Annotated in this window: 18 protein-coding genes and 2 pseudogenes; 13 read left to right on the top strand and 7 right to left on the bottom strand. The window is 59.7% G+C overall.

What is annotated here, in order from left to right; translation table 11 throughout:
- Positions 1-8: 8 nt before the first annotated feature.
- Positions 9-1,991 (bottom strand): bifunctional tRNA (5-methylaminomethyl-2-thiouridine)(34)-methyltransferase MnmC2/FAD-dependent 5-carboxymethylaminomethyl-2-thiouridine(34) oxidoreductase MnmC1, encoded by a 1,983-nt coding sequence (gene mnmC / locus PCPL58_RS20895; RefSeq protein ID WP_065350358.1) that lies wholly within the window; start codon positions 1,989-1,991, stop codon positions 9-11.
- 148 nt (positions 1,992-2,139) lie between these two features.
- On the opposite strand from mnmC, the gene pap reads away from it, so the two are divergent.
- On the top strand, positions 2,140-3,636 hold the full coding sequence (gene pap, locus PCPL58_RS20890; RefSeq protein WP_065350357.1) for a polyphosphate:AMP phosphotransferase: 1,497 nt from the start codon (positions 2,140-2,142) through the stop codon (positions 3,634-3,636).
- 38 nt (positions 3,637-3,674) lie between these two features.
- On the opposite strand, the gene PCPL58_RS20885 is transcribed toward pap, so the two are convergent.
- Positions 3,675-4,088 carry a YbaN family protein gene (locus PCPL58_RS20885; protein ID WP_065350356.1) on the bottom strand — a complete coding sequence of 138 codons (414 nt, stop codon included), beginning with the start codon at positions 4,086-4,088 and terminating at the stop codon, positions 3,675-3,677.
- A gap of 10 nt (positions 4,089-4,098) precedes the next feature.
- Positions 4,099-4,686 (bottom strand): UPF0149 family protein, encoded by a 588-nt coding sequence (locus tag PCPL58_RS20880; RefSeq protein ID WP_003314545.1) that lies wholly within the window; start codon positions 4,684-4,686, stop codon positions 4,099-4,101.
- A gap of 178 nt (positions 4,687-4,864) precedes the next feature.
- On the opposite strand from PCPL58_RS20880, the gene recQ reads away from it, so the two are divergent.
- From recQ to PCPL58_RS20865, 3 genes are all read left to right on the top strand, one after another.
- Positions 4,865-6,994, top strand: a complete 2,130-nt coding sequence (recQ, locus tag PCPL58_RS20875) for a DNA helicase RecQ (protein ID WP_065350355.1) — start codon at positions 4,865-4,867, stop codon at positions 6,992-6,994.
- A 93-nt stretch (positions 6,995-7,087) separates the two neighbouring features.
- Positions 7,088-7,522, top strand: a complete 435-nt coding sequence (locus tag PCPL58_RS20870; RefSeq protein WP_058397161.1) for a MarR family transcriptional regulator — start codon at positions 7,088-7,090, stop codon at positions 7,520-7,522.
- A gap of 95 nt (positions 7,523-7,617) precedes the next feature.
- On the top strand, positions 7,618-9,834 hold the full coding sequence (locus PCPL58_RS20865) for a FimV/HubP family polar landmark protein (RefSeq protein WP_065350354.1): 2,217 nt from the start codon (positions 7,618-7,620) through the stop codon (positions 9,832-9,834).
- 32 nt (positions 9,835-9,866) lie between these two features.
- Here PCPL58_RS20865 and PCPL58_RS20860 read toward each other — a convergent pair whose 3' ends face one another.
- Positions 9,867-10,214, bottom strand: a complete 348-nt coding sequence (locus PCPL58_RS20860; RefSeq protein WP_065350353.1) for a topoisomerase DNA-binding C4 zinc finger domain-containing protein — start codon at positions 10,212-10,214, stop codon at positions 9,867-9,869.
- 243 nt (positions 10,215-10,457) lie between these two features.
- Between PCPL58_RS20860 and PCPL58_RS32790 the strand changes: the two are divergent.
- From PCPL58_RS32790 to PCPL58_RS20840, 5 genes and pseudogenes are all read left to right on the top strand, one after another.
- Positions 10,458-10,739 (top strand): annotated as a pseudogene (locus PCPL58_RS32790) (PAS domain-containing protein); the annotation flags it as partial.
- 249 nt (positions 10,740-10,988) lie between these two features.
- The gene (locus PCPL58_RS20855) at positions 10,989-12,023 is read left to right on the top strand and encodes a methyl-accepting chemotaxis protein (RefSeq protein ID WP_404944150.1); all 1,035 of its coding nucleotides are present in this window, start codon (positions 10,989-10,991) and stop codon (positions 12,021-12,023) included.
- Positions 12,024-12,563: 540 nt separating this feature from the next.
- Positions 12,564-15,569, top strand: coding sequence for an autotransporter serine peptidase EprS (gene eprS / locus PCPL58_RS20850; RefSeq protein WP_065350351.1), 3,006 nt, complete (start codon positions 12,564-12,566; stop codon positions 15,567-15,569).
- A gap of 90 nt (positions 15,570-15,659) precedes the next feature.
- Positions 15,660-18,777: pseudogene (locus tag PCPL58_RS20845) on the top strand (autotransporter domain-containing protein).
- Between the two features lie 373 nt (positions 18,778-19,150).
- On the top strand, positions 19,151-19,441 hold the full coding sequence (locus tag PCPL58_RS20840) for a hypothetical protein (RefSeq protein WP_065350350.1): 291 nt from the start codon (positions 19,151-19,153) through the stop codon (positions 19,439-19,441).
- A gap of 52 nt (positions 19,442-19,493) precedes the next feature.
- Here the strand turns inward: PCPL58_RS20840 and PCPL58_RS20835 are convergent, their stop codons facing one another.
- The 3 genes from PCPL58_RS20835 to PCPL58_RS20825 form a co-directional block, all read right to left on the bottom strand.
- Positions 19,494-20,024 (bottom strand): BRO-N domain-containing protein, encoded by a 531-nt coding sequence (locus PCPL58_RS20835; protein ID WP_065350349.1) that lies wholly within the window; start codon positions 20,022-20,024, stop codon positions 19,494-19,496.
- Positions 20,025-20,367: 343 nt separating this feature from the next.
- A complete protein-coding gene (locus PCPL58_RS20830) occupies positions 20,368-20,808 on the bottom strand; it encodes a very short patch repair endonuclease (protein ID WP_065350348.1) in 441 nt (146 codons plus the stop codon).
- 6 nt (positions 20,809-20,814) lie between these two features.
- A complete protein-coding gene (locus PCPL58_RS20825; protein WP_065350347.1) occupies positions 20,815-21,996 on the bottom strand; it encodes a restriction endonuclease in 1,182 nt (393 codons plus the stop codon).
- Between the two features lie 80 nt (positions 21,997-22,076).
- On the opposite strand from PCPL58_RS20825, the gene PCPL58_RS29925 reads away from it, so the two are divergent.
- The 4 genes from PCPL58_RS29925 (at position 22,077) to istB (ending at position 25,449) form a co-directional block, all read left to right on the top strand.
- The gene (locus PCPL58_RS29925) at positions 22,077-22,844 is read left to right on the top strand and encodes a DNA cytosine methyltransferase (RefSeq protein ID WP_232002836.1); all 768 of its coding nucleotides are present in this window, start codon (positions 22,077-22,079) and stop codon (positions 22,842-22,844) included.
- Positions 22,845-22,868: 24 nt separating this feature from the next.
- The gene (locus tag PCPL58_RS32165; protein WP_331716518.1) at positions 22,869-23,069 is read left to right on the top strand and encodes a DNA cytosine methyltransferase; all 201 of its coding nucleotides are present in this window, start codon (positions 22,869-22,871) and stop codon (positions 23,067-23,069) included.
- 84 nt (positions 23,070-23,153) lie between these two features.
- Positions 23,154-24,653, top strand: coding sequence for an IS21-like element ISPsy20 family transposase (gene istA / locus PCPL58_RS20820; RefSeq protein ID WP_104685638.1), 1,500 nt, complete (start codon positions 23,154-23,156; stop codon positions 24,651-24,653).
- Positions 24,646-25,449: an IS21-like element ISPsy20 family helper ATPase IstB gene (istB, locus tag PCPL58_RS20815; protein ID WP_031598096.1), complete on the top strand. Its 804-nt coding sequence runs from the start codon at positions 24,646-24,648 to the stop codon at positions 25,447-25,449. The genes istA and istB overlap by 8 nt, the downstream gene beginning before the upstream one ends.
- The last annotated feature ends 52 nt before the right edge of the window (positions 25,450-25,501 follow it).

Below are 25,501 nucleotides of genomic sequence, written 5' to 3'. Positions count from 1 at the left end.
TCATAAAGCTACTTCCCGCCGCCGCGAATCAGCCCGCGCAAGGCAAAGCGGTTGGGGTGACAGGCCTCGGCCACGCTGCGTGGCAGGGGCAGGGGTTCGTTATCGAGCCAGGCGGCGATCAGTTCGCCACACAGCGGCGCGGTGATCAGCCCGCGCGAACCGTGGCCGCTGTTGACGTACAGGCCGTCCAGCCACGGGCAGGCGATGTCCGGCACCTGACGTGCGTCCTTGCCCAGCGCGGCATAGGCCTGCATGAACGCCTTGCGGTCGGCCAGTGGGCCGACGATGGGCAGGTAATCCGGGCTGGTGCAGCGAAACGCCGCGCGCCCCTGCAATTGCTCGTGCGCCAAATCGGCGGCCCCAAGGCGCGAAGTGAGGTCTTCCGAGATCTCCCGCAACAGCCCCAGATTGTCCAGATGATCGGCCAGGTTCGGCGTCAGATCGGTGCTGTTGAAATCGAAACTGGCACCCAGCGTATGTTCGCCCAGACGCGCCGGAGCCACATAACCCTCGGCGCACACCACGCTGCGCAATGCCGTGCTGGCCTGAGTCTGCGGCAAACGGGTGATCTGTCCGCGGATGCGTTTGAGCGGTAAGTCGGCGCTCTGCGAAAACTGCTGGATATCAGCTGCCCCGGCCAGCACCACGACCGGAGCACTGTCGATCAACTGTTCGTCACTCCAGACCTGCCACTGATCATCGACGCGTCTCAGCTCCAATGCCTGCTGATGAGCGATCAGACGGATATTGGCGTGCGCGGCCTGTGCGTGACACAGCGCAGGCGGATGAACCCAGCCGCCTTCGGGGTAAAACAGCCCGCCACTGTTCAGCGCAACGCCGCTCTGCGCTTCGGCCGCAGGCTGGTCCAGCAGGTGCAGGAGTGATTCGGGGAAGGCATCGGCCAGCTGTTTCTGACGCAGCGCTTCCTTGTCATCGAAGGTCAGTTGCAGCACCCCGCAAGCGTCCCAGTCGACTCCGCGCTGCAAGCGTTCAAGCAGCCTTCGCGTATGACCGAAACCACTGAGGATCAACTGTGACAGCGCTGTACCGTGAGCCGACAGTTTCAGGTACAGCACGCCCTGCGGGTTGCCGGATGCTTCCTGTGCCGGTGCGGCGTGGCGCTCCAGCAGGCTGACCTGCCAACCGCGTTGCGCCAGACTCTGCGCGGTGGCGCAGCCGGCCAGCCCCGCGCCAATCACCAGCGCTTTGCGCTCGCCGCCAATCGGCGCGGGGCGGGCGAACCAGGGCTTGGCGGCAGGCGGGTGCGCCACGTCCTCTGGCCAGGCGATAAAAGTGCCGCGCAGCACTTCCCATTTATGGCCGATACCCGGCACGCGCTTCATCTTGAAACCTGCCGCATTCAGCGAGCGGCGCACCCAGCCGGTGCTGGTGAAGGTGCCAATCGTGGTGCTCAATGTGGACAGGCGCGCCAGTTCGGCAAACAGCTCGGGGGTCCACATTTCCGGGTTTTTCGCTGGCGCAAAACCGTCGAGAAACCAGGCGTCCATCTGCCCGTCCAGTTGCGGCAGCATCTGCAGCGCATCGCCAATCAGCAGCGTCAGGGTTACACGGCCGCCAGCGAACACCAGACGCTGAAAGCCTTCATGCACAGCCACATATTGATCGAGCAATTGACCCGCGAACGGCGACAGCTCTGGCCACAACGCCAGGGCACGCTGCAGGTCGCCGCGGCTCAGCGGGTATTTCTCGACGCTGACGAACTGCAGGCGCGCATTGGCGGGCGCGCACTCGTCGAACAACTGCCAGGCACAGAGGAAATTCAGCCCGGTGCCGAAGCCGGTTTCACCAATGATCAACCGGCCGTCGTCCGGCAATTCGGTGAAGCGTCGGCGCAGGTCGTTCTGCACCAGAAACACATGGCGCGTTTCGTCCAGACCGGACTCGGTGGAAAAGTACACGTCGGAAAAATCGCGGGAACGCGGGTTGCCGTGTTCGTCCCAGTCGATCTGGGCGTGGCGGGTAATGGTCATGTCGGGCTCGGCAGAGGCAGTGGCGGCATTTTAGCCGTCTGCGCAGAGAAAAGTGCTATCAAGGACGTGCGGATTGACCGATGCCTGCAATCAATGGTCACAATCTCCATCAGGCGTTCTCTGAGCCAACATCAATCAGGAGCTGTGCATGTTTGAATCCGCTGAAATCGGTCATGCCATTTACGATGAGACGTACGAGGCAGCGTTGCCGCAACTGCGTGAAGCGTTGCTGGAAGCGCAGATAGACCTGCACGAGCAGGCCGGTCGACAGATCATCGTATTGATCAACGGCATAGAGGGCGCAGGCAAGGGCGAGACCGTCAAACTGCTCAGCGAATGGATGGACCCGCGCCTGATCGAGGTGCGCACCTTCGATCAGCAGACCGACGAAGAACTCGCTCACCCGCCCGTCTGGCGTTACTGGCGGCAATTGCCGGCCAAGGGCCGCATGGGTATTTTCTTCGGCAACTGGTACAGCCAGATGCTCCAGGACCGGGTTCATGGTCGCTTCAAGGACGCGGTACTCGATCAGGCCATCAGCGGTGCCGAGCGATTGGAAAAGATGCTCTGCGATGAAGGCGCGCTGATCTTCAAGTTCTGGTTTCACCTGTCCAAAAAACAGATGAAGCTGCGCCTCAAGACCCTCAAGGATGACCCGCTGCACAGCTGGCGCATCAGCCCGCTGGACTGGCAGCAGTCCAAAACCTACGACAAGTTCGTGCGCTTCGGCGAGCGGGTCCTGCGTCGCACCAGCCGCGAATACGCCCCTTGGCATGTGATCGAGGGTGTGGACGCCAACTACCGTAGCCTGACCGTCGGCCGCCTGTTGCTGGAAGGCATGCAGGCCGCGCTGAACAAGGCCGAGCCCGAGACCGCTGCGCTGACGGTCGGGCCGTTGGCGATTCACAGTAACGAGCTGACGCTGCTCGACAGCCTCGACCTGAGCCTGAACCTGAGCAAGGACGACTATCAGCAGCAGTTGATTGCCGAGCAGGCGCGGCTGTCCGGCAATATGCGCGACAAGCGCATGAAAAGCCACGCGCTGCTGGTAGTGTTCGAAGGCAACGATGCGGCAGGCAAGGGCGGTGCGATCCGTCGCGTTGCGGCGGCACTGGACCCGCGCCAATACGCCATCGTACCGATCGCCGCGCCGACCCAGGACGAGCGCGCGCAACCGTATCTGTGGCGTTTCTGGCGGCAGATACCGGCGCGCGGCAAATTCACTATTTTCGACCGTTCATGGTACGGCCGTGTGCTGGTCGAGCGCGTCGAGGGCTTTTGCAGCGAGTCGGACTGGAAGCGCGCCTACTCGGAAATCAATGACTTCGAAGAGCAGCTCACCGACGCAGGCGTTGTGGTAGTCAAGTTCTGGTTGGCCATCGATCAGCAGACCCAGCTGGAACGCTTCAAGGAGCGCGAAAAGATCCCTTTCAAGCGCTACAAGATCACCGAGGACGACTGGCGCAACCGCAAGAAATGGCCTGACTACCGCCAGGCAGTCGGCGACATGGTGGATCGCACCAGCACCGAAATCGCGCCGTGGACATTGATTGAGGCCAACGACAAGCGCTGGGCCAGGGTCAAGGTGTTGCGCACCCTCAACGAAGCGCTGGAAGCGGCCTTCGACAAGGACAAGAAGAAATGATGGTCTGAGTGTTGCGGTGGCGTCGGCTTTGCTCGGCGCTACCTCTTGCAACTGCCCGGTGCTCGCGTCTTCTGCCTGAGGGTATAGATCGTCACCAGCACTGCACTGGTCAGCATGAAGACTCGTGCCCAGAGTGAAGGAACCAGGTAGCAGGACAGGCTGATGCTGAGCCACATCAGGCCGATGGCGTACACCTTGCCCTTGAGCGGGATGCCGTTGCCTTCGAGGTAATCACGAATCCACGGGCCGAGCTTCGGGTGGTTGACCAGCCAGTCGTAGAAGCGCGGAGAGCTGCGCGCGAAGCAGGCAGCGGCCAGCAGCAGAAAGGGCGTGGTGGGCAGCACCGGCAGGAAAATACCGACGACGCCCAGTACCACGCTCAGCCAGCCTACCGCTACAAGCAGATAGCGCACCGCTCTGTGCCGGCTGGTGCGCGGTGAGCCTTGCGCCATAGGCGCCGACTCAGTGATGGCGGGGCTTGAGGATCGCCGGCTTTTCGTCGGGTGCCTGGCAGAGCAGGTACAGGGCGGTCAGCGCTTCGGGGATCTGCACGATCATGTCGTCCATCAGGTTGGCGTCCTGGGCGATGTCGGCGAACTCCGGCTGCTCGTCGAACAGACCCGAACCGACCATGATCGGCAGGAGCATTTCACTGACTTCTTCTTCAGCACTTTCGAACCATGCGTTTTCACGCAGGAAAACGCCTTCCATGAAGCCGATGCACCAGCCGCGCAGATCGGAATCATCCGGGTCGTCGCCCAGGTCCAGATCGCACGGCAGCTCGAACTCTTCGTCCGAGGCCAATTGGCGGGCAATGTGAGCCTTGAGGGCAATCAGCGTCGCTTCGACTTCTGTCTGTTGCGCTTCGCTGGAGTATTGCGGCGGCTCGGAGAACAGTGCGTCGATCCACTCGCGCTCCGGCACCTCTTCGGCGCAGATGGACAAGGCGGTCAGGTAGCCATGCGCGGCCACGTAGTCCAGTGCTTCTTCGTGCAGTTCATCTGCATCGAGGAAGACTTGCAGGCGGGTTAATTGCTCAGCGAAGGACATGGAAGCGCTACCTTGAAAATAAACGATGCTGGATTCTAGGCCCTGAGCGTCCGTGGCGCCAGCGCGCAGGCCAATTGCAGTTAATTTCGACTGCTCATGTCCCAGTCATCCATTGCTCCCGAGCGCTCGGGTATACTCCTCCGTTTTGCAGTGCAGCAGGATATTCCGGGGTTTTTTTATGCTTGAGCAGGCACAACGCGTACTTAAAGACATCTTCGGTTACGACAGCTTTCGTGGTCGCCAGGATGCCATTATTGAGCGTGTAGCCAGCGGTGGTGATGCGCTGGTGCTGATGCCCACCGGTGGCGGCAAGTCCCTGTGTTTTCAGGTGCCGGGGCTGTTGCGTGACGGGCTGTGCGTGGTTGTGTCGCCACTCATCGCGCTGATGGACGACCAGGTTGCGACGCTGGATGAACTGGGCGTGTCGGCCGCTGCACTCAACTCGACCCTCAGCGCCGAGCAGCAGCGTGACCTGGCCAATCGCATTCGTCTGGGCGAAGTCAAAATGCTGTACCTCGCCCCGGAGCGTCTGGTCCAGCCACGCATGCTGTCATTCCTGCAAAACCTCAAGATCGCCCTGTTTGCCATCGACGAAGCGCACTGCGTGTCGCAATGGGGCCATGACTTCCGCCCTGAGTACCTGCAACTGGGGCAACTGGCCGAGCTGTTTCCGGATGTACCGCGCATCGCGCTGACCGCCACCGCCGACAAGCGCACCCGGGAGGAAATCGTCACGCGTCTGCACCTGCAGAACGCCGAGCGCTTTCTGTCCAGCTTCGACCGGCCCAACATCTTCTATCGCATCGTGCCCAAGGAACAGCCGCGCAAACAGCTGCTGGCTTTCCTTTCCGAGCGCCGCAGCGATGCCGGTATCGTCTATTGCCTGTCGCGCAAGAAAGTCGATGAGGTCGCCGTCTTCCTCAGTGAAAACGGCTACCCTGCGTTGCCTTATCATGCCGGTCTGCCGTCCGAAACCCGGGCGGCCAACCAGAAGCGCTTCCTTAACGAGGAAGGGCTGATCATGGTCGCCACCATCGCGTTCGGCATGGGCATCGACAAGCCCAACGTGCGCTTCGTGGCGCACATGGACCTGCCCAAATCGCTTGAGGCTTATTACCAGGAAACCGGCCGGGCAGGGCGTGACGGTCTGCCCGCCGATGCCTGGATGGCCTACGGTCTGCAAGACGTGCTGATGCTCAAGCAGATGCTGCAGAACTCCGAAGGCGACGAGCGCCACAAGCGATTGGAGCAGCACAAGCTCGATGCCATGCTGGCCCTGTGCGAAGAAACCCGTTGCCGTCGGCAGACCCTGCTGGCCTATTTCGACGAAGACATGCCCAACCCGTGCGGCCATTGCGACAACTGCGTCGATGGCGTGCAGACCTGGGATGCCACCGAACCTGCGCGTCAGGCGCTGTCGGCCATCTACCGAACCGGCCAGCGCTATGGCGTCGGTCATCTGGTCGACGTGCTGCTCGGCAAGTCCAACGACAAGGTAGAGAGCTTCGGCCATCAGCACCTGTCGGTATTCGGGGTGGGCAAGGCGCGCACCGAGGCCGAGTGGCGCTCGCTGTTCCGCCAGCTGGTTGCGCGTGGTCTGGCGGACATCGACCTTGAAGGCTATGGCGGCCTGCGCCTCAGCGAGACGTGCCGCCCTCTGCTACGTGGCGAAGTTTCTTTGGAACTGCGCAAGGACCTCAAACCACAAACCACGTCGCGAAGCAGCTCCGGCAGCCCGGCCAGTCAACTGGTGCGTGGCGAAGAGCGCGAGCAGTGGGAAGCCCTGCGTGCCTTGCGCCGCAAGCTGGCCGAAGAGCACGGCGTCCCGCCTTACGTTATTTTCCCGGACTCGACCCTGCTGGAAATGCTGCGCAGCAAGCCCGGATCAATGGCCGAGATGGCCAAGGTCAGCGGCGTCGGTGCGCGCAAGCTGGAGCGTTATGGCGAAGTCTTTCTTGAAGTGCTCAGTGGCAAGGCCGAGGCTCCACGCGTGGTCGCCGATGTGCGTCACGAACTGATCAGCCTGGCGCGCGCGGGCATGACGCCGACGCAGATCGCCGGGCAGTTGCAGTGCTCGGAAAAGAATGTCTACACCCTGCTGGCCGAGGCCATCGGCAAGCAGCAGTTATCCATCGAGCAGGCGCTGGACTTGCCGGAGGACCTGCTGGGTGAGGTGCAGGACGCTTTTCTCGATGGCGAAGGAGAACTGCCGCCGGTGTCGGCGATTGCCGAGCAGTTCGCCGGGCGGGTGCCTGAGGGCGTGCTGTATTGCGTGCGTGCAGCGCTGCAATCGGAGTTTGAGGTATAACAGCGTGCGGCGGAGCGTCACCGTCCCGTGCTTGCTTGAACATAAGGACCATGCTTAGCTCGCTAATAATTAGTTTGAATCACGAGTTTCCTTATGCCAATGACTGATGAACATCGTTTCGGGATGCAACTCGGACACCTCACGCGAGGCTGGCGTGCCGAGCTGGATCGCAGGCTGGCCGATCTTGGCCTGTCTCAGGCTCGCTGGCTGGTCCTGCTGCACCTCGCGCGCTTCGCCGAACCGCCCACCCAGCGCGAGCTGGCGCAAAGCGTAGGCGTAGAAGGCCCCACCCTGGCGCGTTTGCTCGACAGTCTTGAAAAACAGGGCCTGGTTCAGCGTCAGGCGGTGCTCGAGGATCGACGTGCGAAGAAGATCCTGCTCAGTGACACGGCATTGCCCCTGATCGAAAAAATTGAAAACATCGCCAATGTCTTGCGCATCGAGCTGTTCGAGGGCGTGAGCGAAGAGGATTTGCGCGTCAGCATGCGCGTGCATTCGCAGATTCTCGCCAATCTGGAAAGATCCTGAGACGAAGCTGCGCATTCTCAACCATAATCGTTCAACGGATACTGACGTCCATCTGATTACGTGAGAAGCCTGCCGTGGTTTCCATAAGGGTTCGCATGCTGAAGAGTTCACTGGCTGCTGTCGAAGGTGCAGGTCGCAGGGCGCGCATGGCGTTGGGCAAGGGCGTGCTGGCGGTCTCGTTGCTGACCTGCTCTACGCTGGCGTCTGCGTTGGGCCTGGGTGAAATCACCCTGCACTCGGCGCTCAACCAGCCATTGAATGCCGAGATCCAGTTGCTGGAAACCGGCGGTCTGAGCAATGAAGACGTGATCGCCCGGCTCGCATCGCCTGAAGCGTTCGCCAAGGCGGGTATAGAACGTGTGTTCTTTCTCAATGACCTGCGCTTCACGCCGGTACTGCGCGGTGACCGCGGCGTGATCCGGGTGGTTTCCAGCAAGCCGGTTACCGAACCCTACTTGAGTTTTCTCGTCCAGTTGGCGCGGCCGAATGGCGATTTGCTGCACGAATATACGGTGTTGCTTGATCCTGCCACTTCGGCACAAGGTCTGGCCGCCACGCGCAGTCGCAACCAGCAGCGCTCGGCCACCTCCGCTTCGGAAAGCCGCATGCCGGTCGCGCCACCGGCGGCCGTGCAGGGCAAACACTATACGGTCGCCAGTGGCGACACGCTCAATGGTATCGCCAGCCGCTTGCAGGGGCCGGGCAATAAGGTGTCGGCAAGCCAGCTGGCCGACGGTATTCGTTCGCTCAACCCACAGGTATTTGCCGCAGGCGCCGGTTCTGCGCTTAAAGTCGGCCAGGACCTGTTGCTGCCGGACGCAGCCGTATTGCCAACCGCCGCAGCGCCTGCCGCAAGCGCTGCGGCGCCGTCGCCAAAACCTGCTGAATTGCAGCGTACCGCCGAGCAGTTGTCGGCTGCGGCCATCGAAAACCAGCAATTGGCTCAGTCGCTGGAGGCGCTCAAGGCTCAGACTCAGGAACTGCAAGAGCAGATGAGCGGCAAGGACAAACAGATCATCGCCTTGCGCAGCGATCTGGCCGCCGCGCAATCCGCTGCCACCCCATCTGCATCTGCACCTGCAACAGCCACGCCTGCACCTGCAACACCTGCGGCTGCACCGGCCACTCCTGCTCAGCCTGTTGCTGCATCGGGTGACGACTCATTCCTGAGCCTGCCGATACTGCTCGCTGCCGTATTGATCGTGCTTCTGCTGGTGGCGTTTGCTTATTCGAAACGACGTCAGCAGCGCAAGGACTCAGCAGCGCCCGCCGTTACCCCGGACGACCCATTGATCAAGCCCGCGCAGGCCGCCATGCTTCCTGTGTTCGAAGTTCCTGCGGTGGCGCCGCAACCCGTGGTGCAGACCCCGTCACCGGCACCGGCCAAACCGTCGCCAGCGCAACGCTCGCCAGGCTCTGCTCCGGATGCGCTGGATGGCGTGAGCATTTACATCGCCTACGGACGCTTCACCGAGGCGATGGGCATTCTGCGCAGCGCCCTGGAAACCCAGCCCGAGCGTGATGACATTCGCATCCGCCTGCTGGAGTTGCTGGCGGAGCAGGGCGATGGCAGCGGTTTCGTTCGTGAAGAACAGGCCGCGCTGGAGCATGGTGTCGACCCGCAGACCATTCAGGATATTCGTGATCGCTTCCCACAGCTCAAGGCTGCCGAGGTCGCTCCCGTGGCGGCGGTCGTCCCGGCTGTCACAGTGGCGGCCAGCACATTGTCGTTCGACAAATCCGAACCCGAGCCTGCGCTCTATCTGCAGCCCGAGCCTGAGCCAAAACCCGCCGCGCAGCTGGATGAAAGCGCCGCTGCGGCGCTGAATCCACAGCATACCGACGAGTTCCAGTTGAACCTGGATGACCTGTCGATGGACGCCGACTGGGATCTGGTCGACCCGTTCGACAGCCCGCCGCCGCGTGCCAAGCCTGCCGCTGCGCCAGCGCCCGCTGAAGTCGACCCCGGTTTTTCATCGGACCTGACCCAGCTGCCGGAAGTCTTCGAGCTCTCGGACGAACAGTTCCTCAGTGATTTTTCCGAGCCCGAAATCGTGGAGCCTGTCGAGGTCATTGCGCCTTCTGCCGCCGACGGTCTGAGTGATGATTTCCTCGACAGCTTCATGAACGATGACGCCGATTTCGACCTGCTGGATCTGGAAGAACCGCCCCTCAGCCAGATCAATCAGGCGCAGGTGCTGATTGAGGACGGCGATCTCGAATCGGCCCGTGAAATCCTCCAGCAAGTCATTGACGAGTCCGACGAAGAGCATCAGCGCATGGCGCGCGAGCTGCTGGCCAGCATTACCTGAGCGACGCTGTCGAGGCGCGACCGGTCTGGCGTTTAGCGAAAGATCGGTCGGATCCCGCGACATTTCGGATAGGCCACACAACCCCAGAATTCTCCGGCGTTCTTACCGGTGCGGGCCACCTTGATCACCATGGTTTTCCGGCAATGCGGACACGCAGGCGCCGCCGGCTTTGCCTTGGGTGTTGGCGGCGCAGGTGTGCGGGGCTGTTTGCCGGGTTTGGCACGGCGGGTTTTGACAGGCACTTGCGGTTCAGGCGGGAGCGCTTCAGGCGCAGCGGGCTCCGGGTGCTGTCGCTGCGGCGTGCCTCCTGCAACCCGGCTCAATAACCCGCGCAGTGTCTTGATCAGTGCGTTCAGCGCAGAGGCTGCGTTGCGTGCCATTGGGGTGCCTTGGGTCGGGTCGCGATCAGGGCAGCATGGTGCAGGCATCCTCGTCGTGGCGCAAACACTTGATTCCGCCATCATGCCTGACGTTCCTTGAACAGCGTATTCCCGCTAGCTGTTAAATCCCTGAGTCGTGTGGGCGATAACAGTGCATCATGACGATCGGTTGTCACTTTGAAAGGCAGTGCTACACCTTCAACAGCTGCCCGGAGTATCAGCATCATCACGGAGCGATTCTCAATGCGCGTCAACATGCCTATCACGCAGACTGAACGGACTTTCCCTGCCTCTGAACGCCTCATTTCCACCACCGACCTCAACAGCCACATTACTTATTGCAACGACGCCTTCGTCACGCTGAGCGGCTTCACTCGCGAAGAGCTGGTCGGGCAGCCGCATAACCTCGTGCGCCACCCGGACATGCCAGCCTCGGTATTCGCGCATATGTGGGAAACCATCAAGCAGGGCAAGCCGTGGATGGGCGTGGTCAAGAACCGCTCCAAGCAGGGCGATTACTACTGGGTCAGCGCTTATGTGACGGCGGTGTACGAAAACGGCCGGATCGTCGGGTACGAGTCGGTGCGCTCGCTGCCGACCCGCGATCAGGTGCGGCGCGCCGAAGCGCTGTATGCGCGGTTGCGGGCGGGCAAGTCGGCAGTTTCCGCCACCAGCTCAGCGACCTATCACCTGATTCGTCAGTTACCGATGATCCTCTGCGCGCTTGCGCTGGCTGTGGGTGTCTACCTGCTCGACGATTTGCCGTCGATCATCATGATCCCGATTGTGATGGTTGTGCTGGGCGTTTTTCTTGAAGTGCGCCAGCGCAGCAGCATCCGCAAAACCCTTGAAGAACACCCCAAGGCCTTCACCAGTGCACTGATTGCGTTGACCTACAGCGACAATCGCGGCCCGCAGGCGCAGCTCGACCTGGCCATGCTCAGCGAAGAGGCGCGCCTGCAAACGGCCCTGACGCGTCTGGCGGATACCGGGGAAAGCGTGCGCCAGCATGCCGGGCGGTCAGCGCAATTGTCCCTGCGCCAGGCCGAGTCGCTGGATCAGCAGCGCAGTGAGGCCGATCAGTCAGCCACGGCCATCAATCAGATGGCGGCGACCATTCAGGAAGTCACCCACAACGTGCAGAACACTGCCCATGCTGCCGAAGAAGCCGACAAGCTGGCACAGCAGGGGCGTGGTCTGGCCGATGAAAGCCTGTTGGCGATTCGACACATGGCCACCTCGGTGACCGACATTGGCAACGCTGTGGGGGAACTGGCTGACGCGACCCAATCGATCGGCAGTGTGGTCGATGTGATCACCTCGATCGCTCAGCAAACCAATTTACTGGCGCTCAACGCGGCCATCGAAGCGGCGCGTGCCGGTGAACAGGGACGTGGTTTTGCAGTGGTGGCTGATGAGGTGCGCTCACTGGCGTCTCGCACGCAGTCGTCGACCGAGCAGATCCAGCAAATCATCACCTCGCTGCGCGATGGCGCCGATCGAGCGGTACAGACCGCCAGCAAGGGCGAGCAGATCTCTCAGGAGAGTGTCGCCAGTGTTGAAGCCGTGCAGAAGGCGCTGGATGGCATTAGCCAGTCGGTGACCCGCATTACCGGCATGAGCCAGCAGATGGCGTCGGCGTCTGAAGAACAGAGCCACGTTGCGGAAACCATCAGTCAGCAAATCACCCGCATCGCGCAACTCTGCGATGAAAGTGCCAGCCAGGCGCAGCAAGGCTCGCAGATCAGCAGCGAGCTGGAAGAAATGGCGCATTACCTGCACAGCCTGGCGGAACGGTTCAGTCGTTAAACGCCATTCAACTCCCGCGGACAGGACGCAGAGCGTCCTGAACGGCATGCCCACGCGGAACGTGGGACGATAGTGAACCCACCGCTTATCGCGCCCATCGCTTCGAGTACTCGCGGGGCCTGAGGCAACCCACCACCTATCGTGCCCATCGCTCCGCGTGGGCATGCCGTTCATGACGCGCTGCGTCATCCCTTTTCTGGAACATCTGAATGGACTGTAGTTATTGCCGGACAAGTTTTGGCAGCCTCAGACAAGTAACACATTTGGCACACTGTTACTGGAAACAGTGGATATAACCCGAGGAAAAACAAGTCGCGTGCAATTAAATGGCCACTACTCAATCATTCATCCGTATAATAAAAATTAAAACAAACTCAATAGATTCAAGCGCCTATCAGCGATATATATGCCCTGCGATGCGTTTTCCTTATGTTTTAGTGTTTGTAACAGATTTGAAATAAATAGGTTGCCAAGTTTCAAACTGCGGACTATGTTCTGGAATCGCTCAATCAAGAGCCAACCAGTATCAGGTGTGCAGGGATGCAAAAGTCGAAGTGCGTGGGTGTTGTCCGTTATTCGTTCAAGCCTGTAGCAACAGGCGCGCTTTGTGCGCTGTCTTTTACGTTTGGCTGCTCGGCTTATGCTGACTATGTCGAACAGGGCAAGCCGGGTGACGCTGCCAGTTGGCGGTCGGCAGAATTCCAGAGCGATTGGGGGCTGGGCCGTATCCAGGCTGATCAGGCTTACGCCGCTGGCATCACCGGGGCCGGTGTCAAGATCGGTGCGCTGGACTCGGGTTTCGACCCGTCCCATCCGGAAGCCACGCCATCCCGCTACCACGCAGTCACCGCTACCGGTACTTACGTTGACGGCTCGCCGTTCAGCATCACCGGTGCCATCAACCCGAACAACGACACCCACGGCACGCACGTCACCGGCACCATGGGCGCGGCGCGCGATGGCGTCGGCATGCACGGCGTGGCGTATAACGCTCAGATTTACGTCGGCAACACCAACCAGAATGACAGCTTCCTGTTCGGCCCCAACCCCGACCCGCAGTATTTCAAGGCGGTGTACGGCGCCTTGGCGGATGCCGGCGTGCGCGCCATCAACAACAGCTGGGGCAGCCAGCCGGCCGACGTGACCTACGCCACCGAAGCCGGTGTGCGCGCTGCCTACGCACAGCACTACAACCGCGGCACCTGGCTGGACGAAGCGGCGAATGTCTCGCGCAAGGGTGTGATCAACGTGTTCAGCGCCGGCAACAGCGGTTACGCCAATGCCAGCGTGCGGGCGTCGCTGCCGTATTTCGAGCCGGACCTCGAAGGCCACTGGCTGGCCGTGTCGGGCCTCGACAGCAGCAACGGTCAACGCTACAACCAGTGCGGCCTGTCCAAATACTGGTGCATCACCATGCCCGGTCGGCTGGTCAACAGCACCGTGCCGGGCGGTGGCTACGGCATTAAATCCGGCACTTCCATGTCCGCGCCGCATGCCACTGGCGCGCTGGCGCTGGTGATGGAGCGCTTCCCGTACATGAACAACGAGCAGGCGCTGCAAGTGCTGCTGACCACCGCCACCCAGCTCGACGGTTCGATCACCCAGGCACCGACCAATAGCGTCGGCTGGGGTGTGGCGAATCTGGAACGGGCGATGCGCGGCCCCGGCCAATTGCTCGGCACCTTCGATGCCAATCTGGGCGCAGGTTTGACTGATGTGTGGAGCAACGATATTTCCGATCAGGCGCTGATCCAGCGTCAGGCCGAGGACAGCGCCGAGCAGGCCACCTGGCAGCAAACCCTGATCAGCAGAGGCTGGCAGAACGGCGTTGCCGGCACCGCCAGCCAGCAGGATCAGACCGATTACGCCACCGGCACCGCTCGCGCCGCTGCTGCTGCGCAACGCCAGTATCAGGGCAGCCTGATCAAATCCGGCGCAGGCCGCCTGATTCTCGACGGCGCCAACACCTATCGCGGTGACACGCTGGTCAATGGCGGCGTGCTGTCGGTCAATGGGTCGCTGGTGTCAGCCGTGCAGGTCAATGCCGGCGGCACACTGGGCGGCAATGGCCAGATCGGCGGGCTGACAGCGCGCAACGGCGGTATCGTCGCGCCGGGCAATTCCATCGGTACATTGCAGGTCAATGGTGATGTGACCCTCGAGCCGGGTTCGACCTACGCCGTGGAGCTTTCACCGACCGCCAGTGACCGCATCGTCGCCACTGGCAGCGCTACCGTGTCAGGCGCGAACATGACGCTGGCTCTGGAGAATACAACGCCAGTGGCCTTGAGTTCTGCACCGATCCAAAGCGTGGTAGGTCGCCAGTACAACGTGCTGCAAGCCGCCAACGGTATCAACGGCCAGTTTGGCAGCGTCTCTTCCAACTACGCCTTCCTCGGTGGCCGACTCGACTACTCAGCCACCGGCGTGGCACTGAACGTCGAGCAAACCGCCGCTTTCAACAGCGTGGCGCAAACCCCTAATCAGGCTGCCGTGGCGACTGCCGCCGAACAACTCGGCGCCGGTAACGCGGTGTACGAAAACCTGCTGCTTACCCAGAGCGCCGCCTCCGCACGCGACAGCTTCCAGCAATTGTCCGGCGAAATTTACCCGGCCATCGGCAGCCTGCTGATCAACGACAGCCGCCAGGTCCGCGATGCGGTGGGTGAGCGCCTGGGCGCCAGCGTATTTGGCACCGATGGCAACACTGCCGCACAAGATAACGTCTGGCTCAAAGCCCTGGGCGCATGGGGCAAGACCGACTCGCGCGACGGCACCGCCGGTTACACCTCCTCGATTGGCGGGCTGCTCGCCGGTGTCGATGGCAACCTTGCCGATGACACCCGTCTTGGCGCCGTCGCAGGCTACAGCGACAGCTCGTTGAACATGGGCTCCGGCACGCATTCCCGGGCTTCGGTGGACAGCTACCATCTGGGCGCCTACCTCGGCCATGAAATCGGCGCACTGCGCCTGACCCTCGGCGCCGCACACAGCTGGCATCGCATCGATGCGCAACGCGACGTGCAGGTCGGCGGCGCAGCGGGCAAGGAGAAAACCAAACACGATGCACAGAGCACCCAAGTGTTCACCGAGGCGGCGTATCGCATTCATCTGCAACCCGCGACGCTTGAGCCGTTCGCCAATCTGGCCTATGTCCACCTGAACACCGATGGCTTCACCGAGAAGGGCGACGCTGCCGCGATGTCTGCCGGTAGCGACAACCGTGATGCGGTACTCAGTACCCTGGGCCTGCGTGCCCTGAAGAGCATCGCGATCAGCGACCGTCAGAAGGTCGACCTGTCCGGCAGCCTCGGCTGGCAGCAAAACCTGAGCAACACCGATTCCGAACAGCATCTGGCCTTTGCCTCCGGTGGCAGCAGCTTCGCTATCGAAAGCTCGCCGCTGGTGCGTGACGCCGCGCTGGTGGGTGCTCATGCCAGTCTGGCGTTGAGCAAGGAAGCGAGGATCAGCCTCGATTACAGCGGCCAACTGGCCAGTCGTGAGAAAAGTCACGGTGTGGGCCTGAGTCTGAACTGGCAGTTCTAAGCAGTACGCAACCCTAAAACCAAAAGAACGACGCGCATGCAAATGCATGCGCGCGGAGATTCGTGCGCGTTAACTAAGGACGGTAGCTTGATGAAAGATGCATTCAACACCCGACACACCTCTGTCAAACCCCTGGGCCACGCCATTCGGGCGATCAATCGCGCCTCCTGCGGCGCGCTCGCCTGCTACCTGGCGACACTGGGCGTGGCGCATGCCGCACCGTATGTGGAAGCAGGGCAGGCGGGCAATGCGGCCAGCTGGCGCAGTGCCGAATTCAATGCCGACTGGGGCCTGGGCGCGATCAATGCTGATCAGGCCTACGCTGCAGGCTACTCGGGCAAGGACATCAAACTGGGCATCTTCGACCAGCCGGTCTATGCCCCGCATCCGGAATTCGACAGCCCCAACAAGGTGGTCAATCTGGTCACCAGCGGCATCCGCGAATACACCGACCCGTATATCCCGGTGAAGGCGGGCGACGCTTTCCGCTACGACGGCGCACCGAGCCTGGACTCCGGCGGCAAACTCGGTAACCACGGCACCCACGTCGGCGGCATCGCCGGTGGCAATCGCGATGGCGGTCCGATGCACGGCGTGGCTTACAACGCGCAAATCATCAGCGCCGACAACGGCGACCCGGGCCCGGAAGACGGCATCGTGCTGGGCAACGACGGCGCGGTGTATCAGGCCGGCTGGAACGCGCTGGTCAACAGCGGCGCGCGGGTCATCAACAACAGCTGGGGCATCGGCATTACCGACCGTTTCAGCAAGGGCGGTCGCGATCCGGCGTTCCCGCACTTCACCGTGCAGGACGTACAAGTGCAGTTCGACCAGATCCGCCAGATCCTCGGCACGCGTCCGGGTGGCGCGTATCAGGGGGCCATCGACGCGGCACGCAGCGGCGTGGTGACCATCTTCGCCGCAGGCAACGACTACAACCTCAACAACCCCGACGCAATGGCCGGACTCGGCTATTTTGTACCGGAGATCGCCCCAAACTGGCTGACCGTCGCCGCCCTGCAACAAAACCCGGATGCCGCAGCGGCCGCCACCACGCCCTACACGCTGAGCACCTTCTCGTCGCGCTGCGGCTACACCGCCAGCTTCTGCGTTTCGGCACCGGGCACGCGCATCTACAGCTCGGTCCTTAACGGCACCAGCCTGGCAGACCTCACCGTCGGTTGGGCCAACAAGAACGGCACCTCGATGGCCGCACCTCACGTCGCAGGCAGTATGGCTGTGCTGATGGAGCGCTTCCCGTACATGACCGGCGCGCAGGTCGCCGACGTCCTGAAAACCACCGCCACCGACCTTGGCGCACCGGGCGTCGACGCGCTGTACGGCTGGGGCATGATCAACCTCGGCAAGGCTATCAACGGCCCGAGCATGTTCGTCACCGAGGCAGATATTCCTGCCGAATTCCGTATCGACGGCGCCTACGGCGACAGCCAGTTCGTGGCCGACCTGCCCGGCGTCGGCGCGATTGTCGACGCCGGCAAACCGACCCAACGCACCTGCACCGGGCCGCAATGCGGGCTGGATGTGTGGAGCAACAACATTTCCGGCCACGGCGGCCTGACCAAACAAGGCATCGGCACCCTGGTGTTGAGCGGGGCCAACAGCTACAGCTGCCCAACGCTGGTCAATCAAGGACGCCTGGCCATCAACGGCTCGCTGGCCTCTGCCGTCACCGTCAACAATGGCGGCATTCTGGGTGGCAACGGTAGCGTCGCGTCGCTGACCGCCAACCGTGGCGGCACAATTGCACCGGGCAACTCTATCCGGCACCCTGCAGGTGGCGGGCAACCTCAACCTGGCACCGGGCTCGACCTACGCGGTTGAATTCTCGCCCACTGCCAGCGACCGCATTGTGGTCGGCGGCACCGCGACCGTGAGCGGTGCCAACATGGCCCTGTCTCTGGAAAACGACAACGTAGCATTGCTCAGCAGCAACCAGACCCGCAGCGTTCTGGGGCAGCAGTTCAACGTGCTGCAGGCGGCTGGCGGCATTCAGGGTCAGTTTGGTTCGGTGACGGATAACTACGCATTCCTGGACGGCAACCTGGCCTATACCGGTACAGGCGTGACACTGGCCCTGGAGCGCAATGGCGACAGCTTCGCCAGCGCGGCGCAAACGTCCAATCAGCGCAGCGTGGCCCAGGCCATTGAGCAACTGAGTGCGGGCAACTCCGTCTACGAGAGCATCATCCTCAGCCAGGACGCCGCCAGCGCACGCCGCGCATTCACCCAACTGTCCGGCGAAGTGCACCCGGCCATCGCCACGCAATTGATCAACGACAGCCGCCAACTGCGCGACGCCGTGGGTGATCGCCTGCGCGTCGAAGGGCTGTACGACCAGCCAGCAGCGGGCAGCGAAGACAACTCGGTATGGGTCAAAGCGCTAGGCGCGTGGGGCAAAAACAGCGGCAGCAGTGACAGCGCCAGCTCGACCTCATCGCTGGGCGGCCTGCTGGCAGGCGTCGACGGCCTGATCAGCGAGCACACCCGTTTGGGCGCGATGGCAGGTTACAGCGACACCTCGCTGAGCCTGGGCGACGACACTCACTCGCGGGCCTCGGCAGACAGCTACCACCTGGGCGCTTACATCGGCCACGAACAGGGCGCACTGCGCCTCACCGCAGGCGCATCGCACAGCTGGCACCGCATCGACGTGAAACGCGACCTGCAATTCGGCGCGTTTTCCGACCGTCAGAAGGTCAAGCGTGACGCCCAGTCGAGCCAGGTCTTCACCGAAGCCGCCTACCGCCTGAACCTGCAACCGCTGGCACTGGAGCCTTTCGCCAACCTGGCCTACGTCCACTTCGACAGCGACAGCTTCACCGAAAAAGGCGGCGCCACAGCCCTCAAAGGCAGCGATGACACCCGCGACACCGTGCTCTCGACCCTGGGCATGCGCGCCGGAAACCGCTTCAACCTCAACGACACACAAAAACTCGACGTCTCCGCCACCCTCGGCTGGCAGCACAACCTGAGCGACACCTCGTCGGAACAACACCTGGCCTTCGCCAGCGCCGGCGACATCTTCAACGTGCAAAGCGTCTCAATGGACCGCGACGCCGCCGTAGTCGGTGCCCGCGCCAGCCTGGCGTTGGGCAAAGATGCACGCATCAACCTGGACTACAACGGCTTGCTAGGTGCGCGGGATAAAACCCACGGTGTGGGGCTGTCGCTGGATTGGCAGTTCTGATGTGGGATGCCTGCGGGGTGCAGTAGCTCCGCAGGCACTCGGTAATACCTATCGTGCCAATGCTCCGCGTTGGCACGCATTTCGTGACACTCCGCGTCATATCCAACCATCACGCGAATGCTGGATCACTCATAAGTCCAAGCTTCTGTCCGCAGGGCGTGGGAGCAACCGGGGCGGCGATCCGCATTGCTCGCGATCTGCCGGGAACCGGCAGCAAAACCTGTGCATGCGGTACATCCTCTGCGAACCAAGTTTCAGGCTTGGCCTATCCATGCCTCCACCAGATCACCTCAATAAACAAAATTTGATGGCCTAATAGCATCATGGTAAAACCTTGCAACAGACACTCGTCTGCACTCGCTAAGGAATAGCCATGAAAAAGACAGGGACAGGCTTCGTCGCCATACTCGCATTCCTCTGTGCCTTCTCCGCAAGCGCCAGAGAAACCCAGATCACAGACGCCTCAATCGTCAAAGCCATCATCCAGGAATCCATCGACAGCTACCCCGGCAACTGCCCGTGCCCCTACAACTCTGCCCGTAATGGCAGCCAATGTGGCAAACGCAGCGCTTACAGCCGCAAAGGCGGCTACGCACCCATCTGCTACAAGGATGACGTCACCAAAGAAATGATCAACGACTACCGACGCCGCCTGAAAGACTGATCCCACGAGACACAATGGCCGTCACCCACATGGCACGGCCATCACCACGCATTCAACCCAGCGGAGACGCAGGCAGCACCGCCCGCCACCAAGGCCTGCCTAAACTACGTGGCCGCGCTTCAACCTGCATCTGCGGATGCGCCAACAGCATCGGCATATCCCGCAAGCGTATCCACGGCTCGCTGTGCCAGTGCAACATACTCACCGACAACCCCGGCCACTGCAGCATGCTCAGGTGCGGCGTGCAGTCATCAAACGGCACCTGCCCATCCCGCAACGCAGGCACCACCTCGTTGGTAAGCCACTGTCGCAACCCACGATTCTCCGCATGGTAGTGATGCACCATCATCGCGTACGCCCCTGACTCACTGACCATCAGCTCTGACTGCGCTTCGCCATGCAAGTCGAGTGTGATCATCCGGTGCTGGTCAGCGTCCAGCTTGCGCAGCGTCCGCTCGTTCAACGGCCAGCCGATCATGCGACCCAGATCGCGGGCACTGAACCAGGGCTGGTTTTCGAGAAGGAGGGCGAGGAGTTGGCGGTTGTGGCGGTGGAAGGGGGTTGGGGTGTGGGGCTTAGTCATCTGCCACCTCCGAAACGGAATGCGGACGAGAGACGGATTTATAGCGCGAACTGGTCATGATGAACCTCTGGATGCTTTCTTAGGACAGGGATTTAGGTGCCGGGAGCTAAGAAACCCACCAGAGACGGGCCGGACATATTCCCCTTTCGGGTCTTGTATTCGCCCACTCCCGGCATAAAACGTGACCTTTCCTGCAGGCGTAGGGAAACCGCTGGCGCAAAAAAGCCGCATGGCTGTCGGGTGCGGAGGACCGCTCTGGATTTTGAGTTTCTTAGGCTCAGGTTGAGGAGGTTAAGGGCTGTGATTGGAAGGGTCAACATGTCAAAGGTGTAAAGGACAAGTCCTACAGAATTTTGGGAGCCTTTTCGGACCGCTGCTCAATTATCTCTTTGATGACTGACTCAATTTCATCGATTTTTTTTGTCTGGCATTCCCAGATTACTGCGACATTCCAACCCAGTGCTTCAAGGGAGGCTTTAGCATTTTCGTCGCGAATAACATTTTTCTGCAGTTTAGGTATCCAAAACTCAGGGCGAGACTTTGGCAGGTAAGCATACTTGCAGCCTGAATGTTGGTGCCAAAAACATCCATGAACGAAAAGGCACAGCTTGCGCTTTATGAAAACCAAATCAGGTTTTCCGGGAAGATCAACCCTGTGTAAGCGAAAACGGAGGCCCATCCGATGGCACGTCGAGCGCACGATCATCTCAGGCTTGGTGTTTTTGCCTTTAATTTTTGCCATGACTTTGGAGCGCTGTTCGGGCGTAAATACGTCTGCACACATTGATGGTCAACCTAGTGGGAAGCTCAGCTTCAGCCAGTGCGTTATGGAGCTGCTGTCCTTCATGCCCGCTTGCTTGATCAAATCGACTACGTCCTTTCCAGAGATAATCATCACGGGGTGTCCATCTTCAACAATCTCTTTGTAAGCTTGGTCGTGGAGCCAAGAGGTGGTGATGAGGACTCCAAATTGTCTATGTCGAAGACGCGATATCAGCCTTGAGACCTCGCGTACGCCTACCGAATTCGAGGTGGCGTAGCATTTAGCCTCAATGGCAAAATCAACAAGAACTGCCGATGCCGCTCGTCCTATCCGAAGCTTGCCTATTCCATCTCTGCCTCCATCGCGATAGCGCCGTGTAAGGTCGAGCTCGACAGTGTCTGGGAGACATATCCTGACCAAATGTGCTGCACAAGCTTCAAAGGCGTAAGGATCTGCTTTGAAATACTCGTGGATAGTGGAGAGCATTTTCGACTCTTCTTTCGTGGCAGGGAGCTGCTCTGCTCTGGAGCGAATAGGTTGCGAACGTTTTGCTATCAGTGGTGTGTAGTGTGCTGTTTTCACCCATTTTAGCCATTCATCAGGGGCATGCTTGCTCTCAGTAGCAATCCCTTTTGTAATGATGTCTGTAAGCCATCTCCTGGATACCTGAGGTATGTCTAAAATAGTGAACGTAGCTTTATAGTTTTGAAAACGTTGGCCCTGGCTGGCGTGCCAAACCGCGACCAAATCGTCGTTTTGAGTACTGCCTATTTGACCTGGCACCGCTAAGCCGCGGAAAATCACGTCTCTATAAGCCCCCGCCTTGGTGAAAATCAGGATTGGAGGGACTAGATAACGTTCTCCCGAGTGATGCCTCTTGAAGATCAATTCCAGAAGATTGTTCCCGTAGCGATTAGTTTCGTCCAGCTTTCGTCCAGTTTTTTTGTTGTCCCCGTAGTAGATAAACGTCCCAGTGGAGAGGTCGATTTCGTCGGGCCAGTCCAGATCCTCCATGCTGGAAAGCAAAACTATGATTCGTGGATCATTGCGTTTTCCCCGAATTCGGAAGCCACCCTGATTGCTGACGCTCAAAAGCTTGGTGAGTGGATCATCACTGGAATTTCCATTGCGGCTTCCTGCATAGTGCGCGTCAATTATCAGATCGCATGCGGAAAGCTCTTCCACAGAGAACAACCGGTTGGGGGGCATGGCAGTGTCCTTGTGCCATCATGCTTGAATGGTGCCTGGAACCTGCTAACCTGGCTAGAGAATTAATTTAAGGTTTTAAAATGGATCCAATACGCGTTTTTGACATGTTCTGTGGTGCAGGAGGCAGCAGCCTAGGAGCACGTGATGGAGGGGCTCGAATCGTTGGCGGTGTCGACATGTGGTCACCTGCAGTTCAGTCTTTCCAGTTAAATTTCCCTGATGCGCATGTTTTTCAGAAAGATCTGCGCTTATTAGAGCCAAGTGAAATAATTGCTAAGATAGGGCAGGTAGATCTCCTCATCTCATCACCTGAGTGCACGCACCACACCTGTGCCCGTGGAAGTAAGCCGCGTTCCGATGAAAGTAAAGACACTGCTTTTCAGGTTACTCGGTATGCTGAGGCCATGAAGCCGCGCTGGATTACTTTGGAAAATGTAATTCATATGAAACCATGGGGCAGATACAAAGAGCTATTGGGTGAATTGAAAGAGTTAAAATATAATATAAGAGAGCAGGTTATTGATGCTTCTTTATTTGGTGTCCCTCAAAAACGCCGTAGGCTTTTTGTTATTGCAGACTTGTTCGATGAACCCGATGAGGTTTCTCCGTTGGTTGTAACTCGCAAAGTTGTTTGGGATATATTGGATAAGACTGGAAAATATAAAATGACTCCCCTTAGAAGCTTAAAAAGAGCGAAGGATACCTTAGCTAGAGCTGATAGGGCTATTTCTGAATTGGGTGAGCATAAGCCATTTATAATCGTATATTATGGTACGGATGGTAGTGGCGGATGGCAGAGAGTAGATGCTCCTCTGCGTACAGTTACGACTGTAGATAGATTTGCTTAAGTTTCTCCTGGCGAAAATGGACATATGATGCGTATGTTGCAGCCGTGCGAACTACGTAAAGCAATGGGGTTTCCAGGTGCTTATAAATTCCCCGATGTAACAAGAAGGGATAAAGTAAAATTAATGGGTAATGCAGTTTGCTCACCTATCATGGAGTCAATTGTAGCGTCGCTACAAGCCAAAAGAGTTGGGCGTGTTGCCGCTGACCGAAAACTGACCCAGTAGAGGCTGTTCTGCCGACTGAAAACTGACCCAGGTGTTCAACTGCTTCTGCTCACTTTTTGAGCAGGAGAACACAGGGTGATCAGCATGGAAATGTTGGGAAAAATCCGGCGGATGTACTTCCGCGACAAGCTCTCGCTGCATCAGATAGCCAAGCGTACCGGGCTGTCGAGAAACACCATCCGAAAATGGGTCAGAGCGCCCGAAGCCAATCAACCAGCGTACCAACGGTGCGCATCCTTCAATAAGCTCAACCCTTTTCACGAGACCTTAGAGCAGGCGCTCAAGGCTGATTCGTTCCGGCCAAAACACAACCGTAGGAGCGCCAAGGCACTTTTTGAGCAGATCAAGGCCGAGGGTTATGACGGCGGTTACAGCCAGCTCACGGCGTTTGTCCGCTCTTGGCGGTGCGAGCAAGGCAAGTCTGTACGCGCTTTTGTACCGCTGACTTTTGCCCTCGGTGAGGCCTTTCAGTTTGACTGGAGCGAAGAAGGCCTGCTGATCGGTGGCCTGTTTCGACGTATCCAGGTCTCCCATATGAAGCTGTGCGCAAGTCGCGCGTTCTGGTTGGTTGCGTACCCCAGTCAAGGCCACGAGATGCTGTTTGATGCCCATACACGTTCGTTTGGAGCGTTGGGTGGCGTGCCACGTCGCGGCATCTACGACAACATGAAAACGGCTGTCGACAAGGTTAACAAAGGCAAAGGCCGCACGGTCAATGCCCGGTTTTCCGTGATGTGCGCGCACTATCTGTTCGATCCGGACTTCTGCAACGTGGCCTCTGGCTGGGAGAAAGGCATCGTCGAAAAGAACGTGCAAGACAGCCGGAGGCGAATCTGGCTCGATGCTCAAAATTGCATGTTCCATACCTTCGAGGAGCTGAACGTCTGGCTCGGCCAACGCTGTCGTACGCTCTGGGCTGAACTTGTACATCCGCAGTACAACGGTTTGACGGTGGCAGAAGCCCTGGAGCTGGAGCAGGCTGAAATGATGCCGATGCCGACGGCCTTTGATGGCTACGTGGAACGCACCGTCCGTGTCTCTAGCACCTGCCTGATCAGCGTGGCGCGCAATCGTTATTCGGTGCCTTGCGAGCGTGTGGATCAATGGGTCAGCAGCCGTTTGTACCCTTCGCGAATCGTGGTCATTGCCGACGAAACGGTGATCGCCAGTCACGAGCGCCTCTTTGATCGAGATCAGATCGGTTTTGACTGGCAGCACTACATCCCACTCATCGAACGCAAGCCTGGTGCACTGCGCAATGGCGCTCCATTTGCTGATCTGCCAAAACCGTTACAGCTTCTTAAACGCGGACTGAGGCGTCACACCAACGGTGATCGAATCATGATGCAGGTACTGGCTGCTGTGCCCATCGCCGGTCTCGAACCAGTGCTGGTGGCGGTGGAGCTGGTACTTGAATCGGGAAGTCTGAGCGCCGATCACATCCTCAATGTCGTTGCCCGCCTGACCTCCACCGCACCACCTCCCTGTGTAGAAACCAGCCTGCAACTCAAAGTGGCGCCGGTTGCCAATACAGCACGCTACGACCGGCTCCGTACGACCGATGAGGAGAATCGCAATGCGTGACCTAATGACTGAACTCAAAGAACTGCGCCTGCACGGCATGGCCAGTGCTTGGGAAGAACTGGTCTCTCAAGGAACAGCGTCGACGGCTTCATCGAAATGGCTGCTGGAACATCTGCTTCAGCAGGAACATGCGGATCGCGCGGTGCGCTCGGTGAATCATCAGATGAACATGGCAAAACTCCCCATGCACCGTGACTTAGCTGGCTTTGACTTCAGCGCTTCCAGCGCTGATGCCCGGCTGGTCAGCGATCTATCCAGCTTGGCGTTCACTGAAACCGCGCAGAATGTCGTGTTCATCGGCGGCCCTGGCACCGGGAAAACACACCTGGCCAGTGCCTTGGCTGTATCCGGAATCACGGCCTACAACAAACGCGTGCGCTTCTTTTCCACGGTGGATCTGGTGAATCTGCTGGAGCGTGAGAAGTACGATGGCAAGGCAGGGCGAATCGCCCAGGCACTGCTGCGCACAGACCTGGTGATACTGGATGAACTCGGATATTTGCCCTTCAGCCAAAGCGGTGGCGCCCTGTTATTTCACCTGCTGTCCAAACTGTACGAACACACCAGCGTGGTCATCACCACCAACCTGAGCTTCTCGGAATGGTCGAGTGTGTTTGGCGACGCCAAGATGACCACCGCGTTGCTGGATCGGCTGACACACCACTGCCACATCGTCGAAACGGGCAACGAGTCCTACCGCCTACAACACAGCACATTGGCTGCCCAGACAAAGATCAAAACACGCGAACGAAAGCGAAAGGACGGAAATGATATCGAGGACGATGAGCCATTTTGATCCGCACCATAAATGCCCTGCTGCATGCGGTGGGGCTTGATGCGTCTTCAAT

Origin of the sequence: Pseudomonas cerasi (assembly GCF_900074915.1) — a bacterium.
Taxonomy (GTDB): domain Bacteria; phylum Pseudomonadota; class Gammaproteobacteria; order Pseudomonadales; family Pseudomonadaceae; genus Aquipseudomonas; species Aquipseudomonas cerasi.
This window is presented reverse-complemented; position numbering and strand designations above follow the sequence as displayed.

Bases quoted from the DNA above. Each gene is read 5' to 3' on its own strand.
- PCPL58_RS20860 (WP_065350353.1), bottom strand. From the start codon at position 10,214: ATGGCACGCAACGCAGCCTCTGCGCTGAACGCACTGATCAAGACACTG.
- eprS (WP_065350351.1), top strand. From the start codon at position 12,564: ATGCAAAAGTCGAAGTGCGTGGGTGTTGTCCGTTATTCGTTCAAGCCT.
- PCPL58_RS20835 (WP_065350349.1), bottom strand. From the start codon at position 20,024: ATGACTAAGCCCCACACCCCAACCCCCTTCCACCGCCACAACCGCCAA.
- PCPL58_RS20885 (WP_065350356.1), bottom strand. From the start codon at position 4,088: ATGGCGCAAGGCTCACCGCGCACCAGCCGGCACAGAGCGGTGCGCTAT.
- pap (WP_065350357.1), top strand. From the start codon at position 2,140: ATGTTTGAATCCGCTGAAATCGGTCATGCCATTTACGATGAGACGTAC.
- PCPL58_RS20870 (WP_058397161.1), top strand. From the start codon at position 7,088: ATGCCAATGACTGATGAACATCGTTTCGGGATGCAACTCGGACACCTC.
- PCPL58_RS32165 (WP_331716518.1), top strand. From the start codon at position 22,869: ATGATGCGTATGTTGCAGCCGTGCGAACTACGTAAAGCAATGGGGTTT.
- PCPL58_RS20880 (WP_003314545.1), bottom strand. From the start codon at position 4,686: ATGTCCTTCGCTGAGCAATTAACCCGCCTGCAAGTCTTCCTCGATGCA.
- PCPL58_RS20830 (WP_065350348.1), bottom strand. From the start codon at position 20,808: ATGTGTGCAGACGTATTTACGCCCGAACAGCGCTCCAAAGTCATGGCA.
- PCPL58_RS20865 (WP_065350354.1), top strand. From the start codon at position 7,618: ATGCTGAAGAGTTCACTGGCTGCTGTCGAAGGTGCAGGTCGCAGGGCG.
- mnmC (WP_065350358.1), bottom strand. From the start codon at position 1,991: ATGACCATTACCCGCCACGCCCAGATCGACTGGGACGAACACGGCAAC.
- PCPL58_RS29925 (WP_232002836.1), top strand. From the start codon at position 22,077: ATGGATCCAATACGCGTTTTTGACATGTTCTGTGGTGCAGGAGGCAGC.
- PCPL58_RS20855 (WP_404944150.1), top strand. From the start codon at position 10,989: ATGATCCCGATTGTGATGGTTGTGCTGGGCGTTTTTCTTGAAGTGCGC.
- istA (WP_104685638.1), top strand. From the start codon at position 23,154: ATGGAAATGTTGGGAAAAATCCGGCGGATGTACTTCCGCGACAAGCTC.
- istB (WP_031598096.1), top strand. From the start codon at position 24,646: ATGCGTGACCTAATGACTGAACTCAAAGAACTGCGCCTGCACGGCATG.
- PCPL58_RS20840 (WP_065350350.1), top strand. From the start codon at position 19,151: ATGAAAAAGACAGGGACAGGCTTCGTCGCCATACTCGCATTCCTCTGT.
- PCPL58_RS20825 (WP_065350347.1), bottom strand. From the start codon at position 21,996: ATGCCCCCCAACCGGTTGTTCTCTGTGGAAGAGCTTTCCGCATGCGAT.
- recQ (WP_065350355.1), top strand. From the start codon at position 4,865: ATGCTTGAGCAGGCACAACGCGTACTTAAAGACATCTTCGGTTACGAC.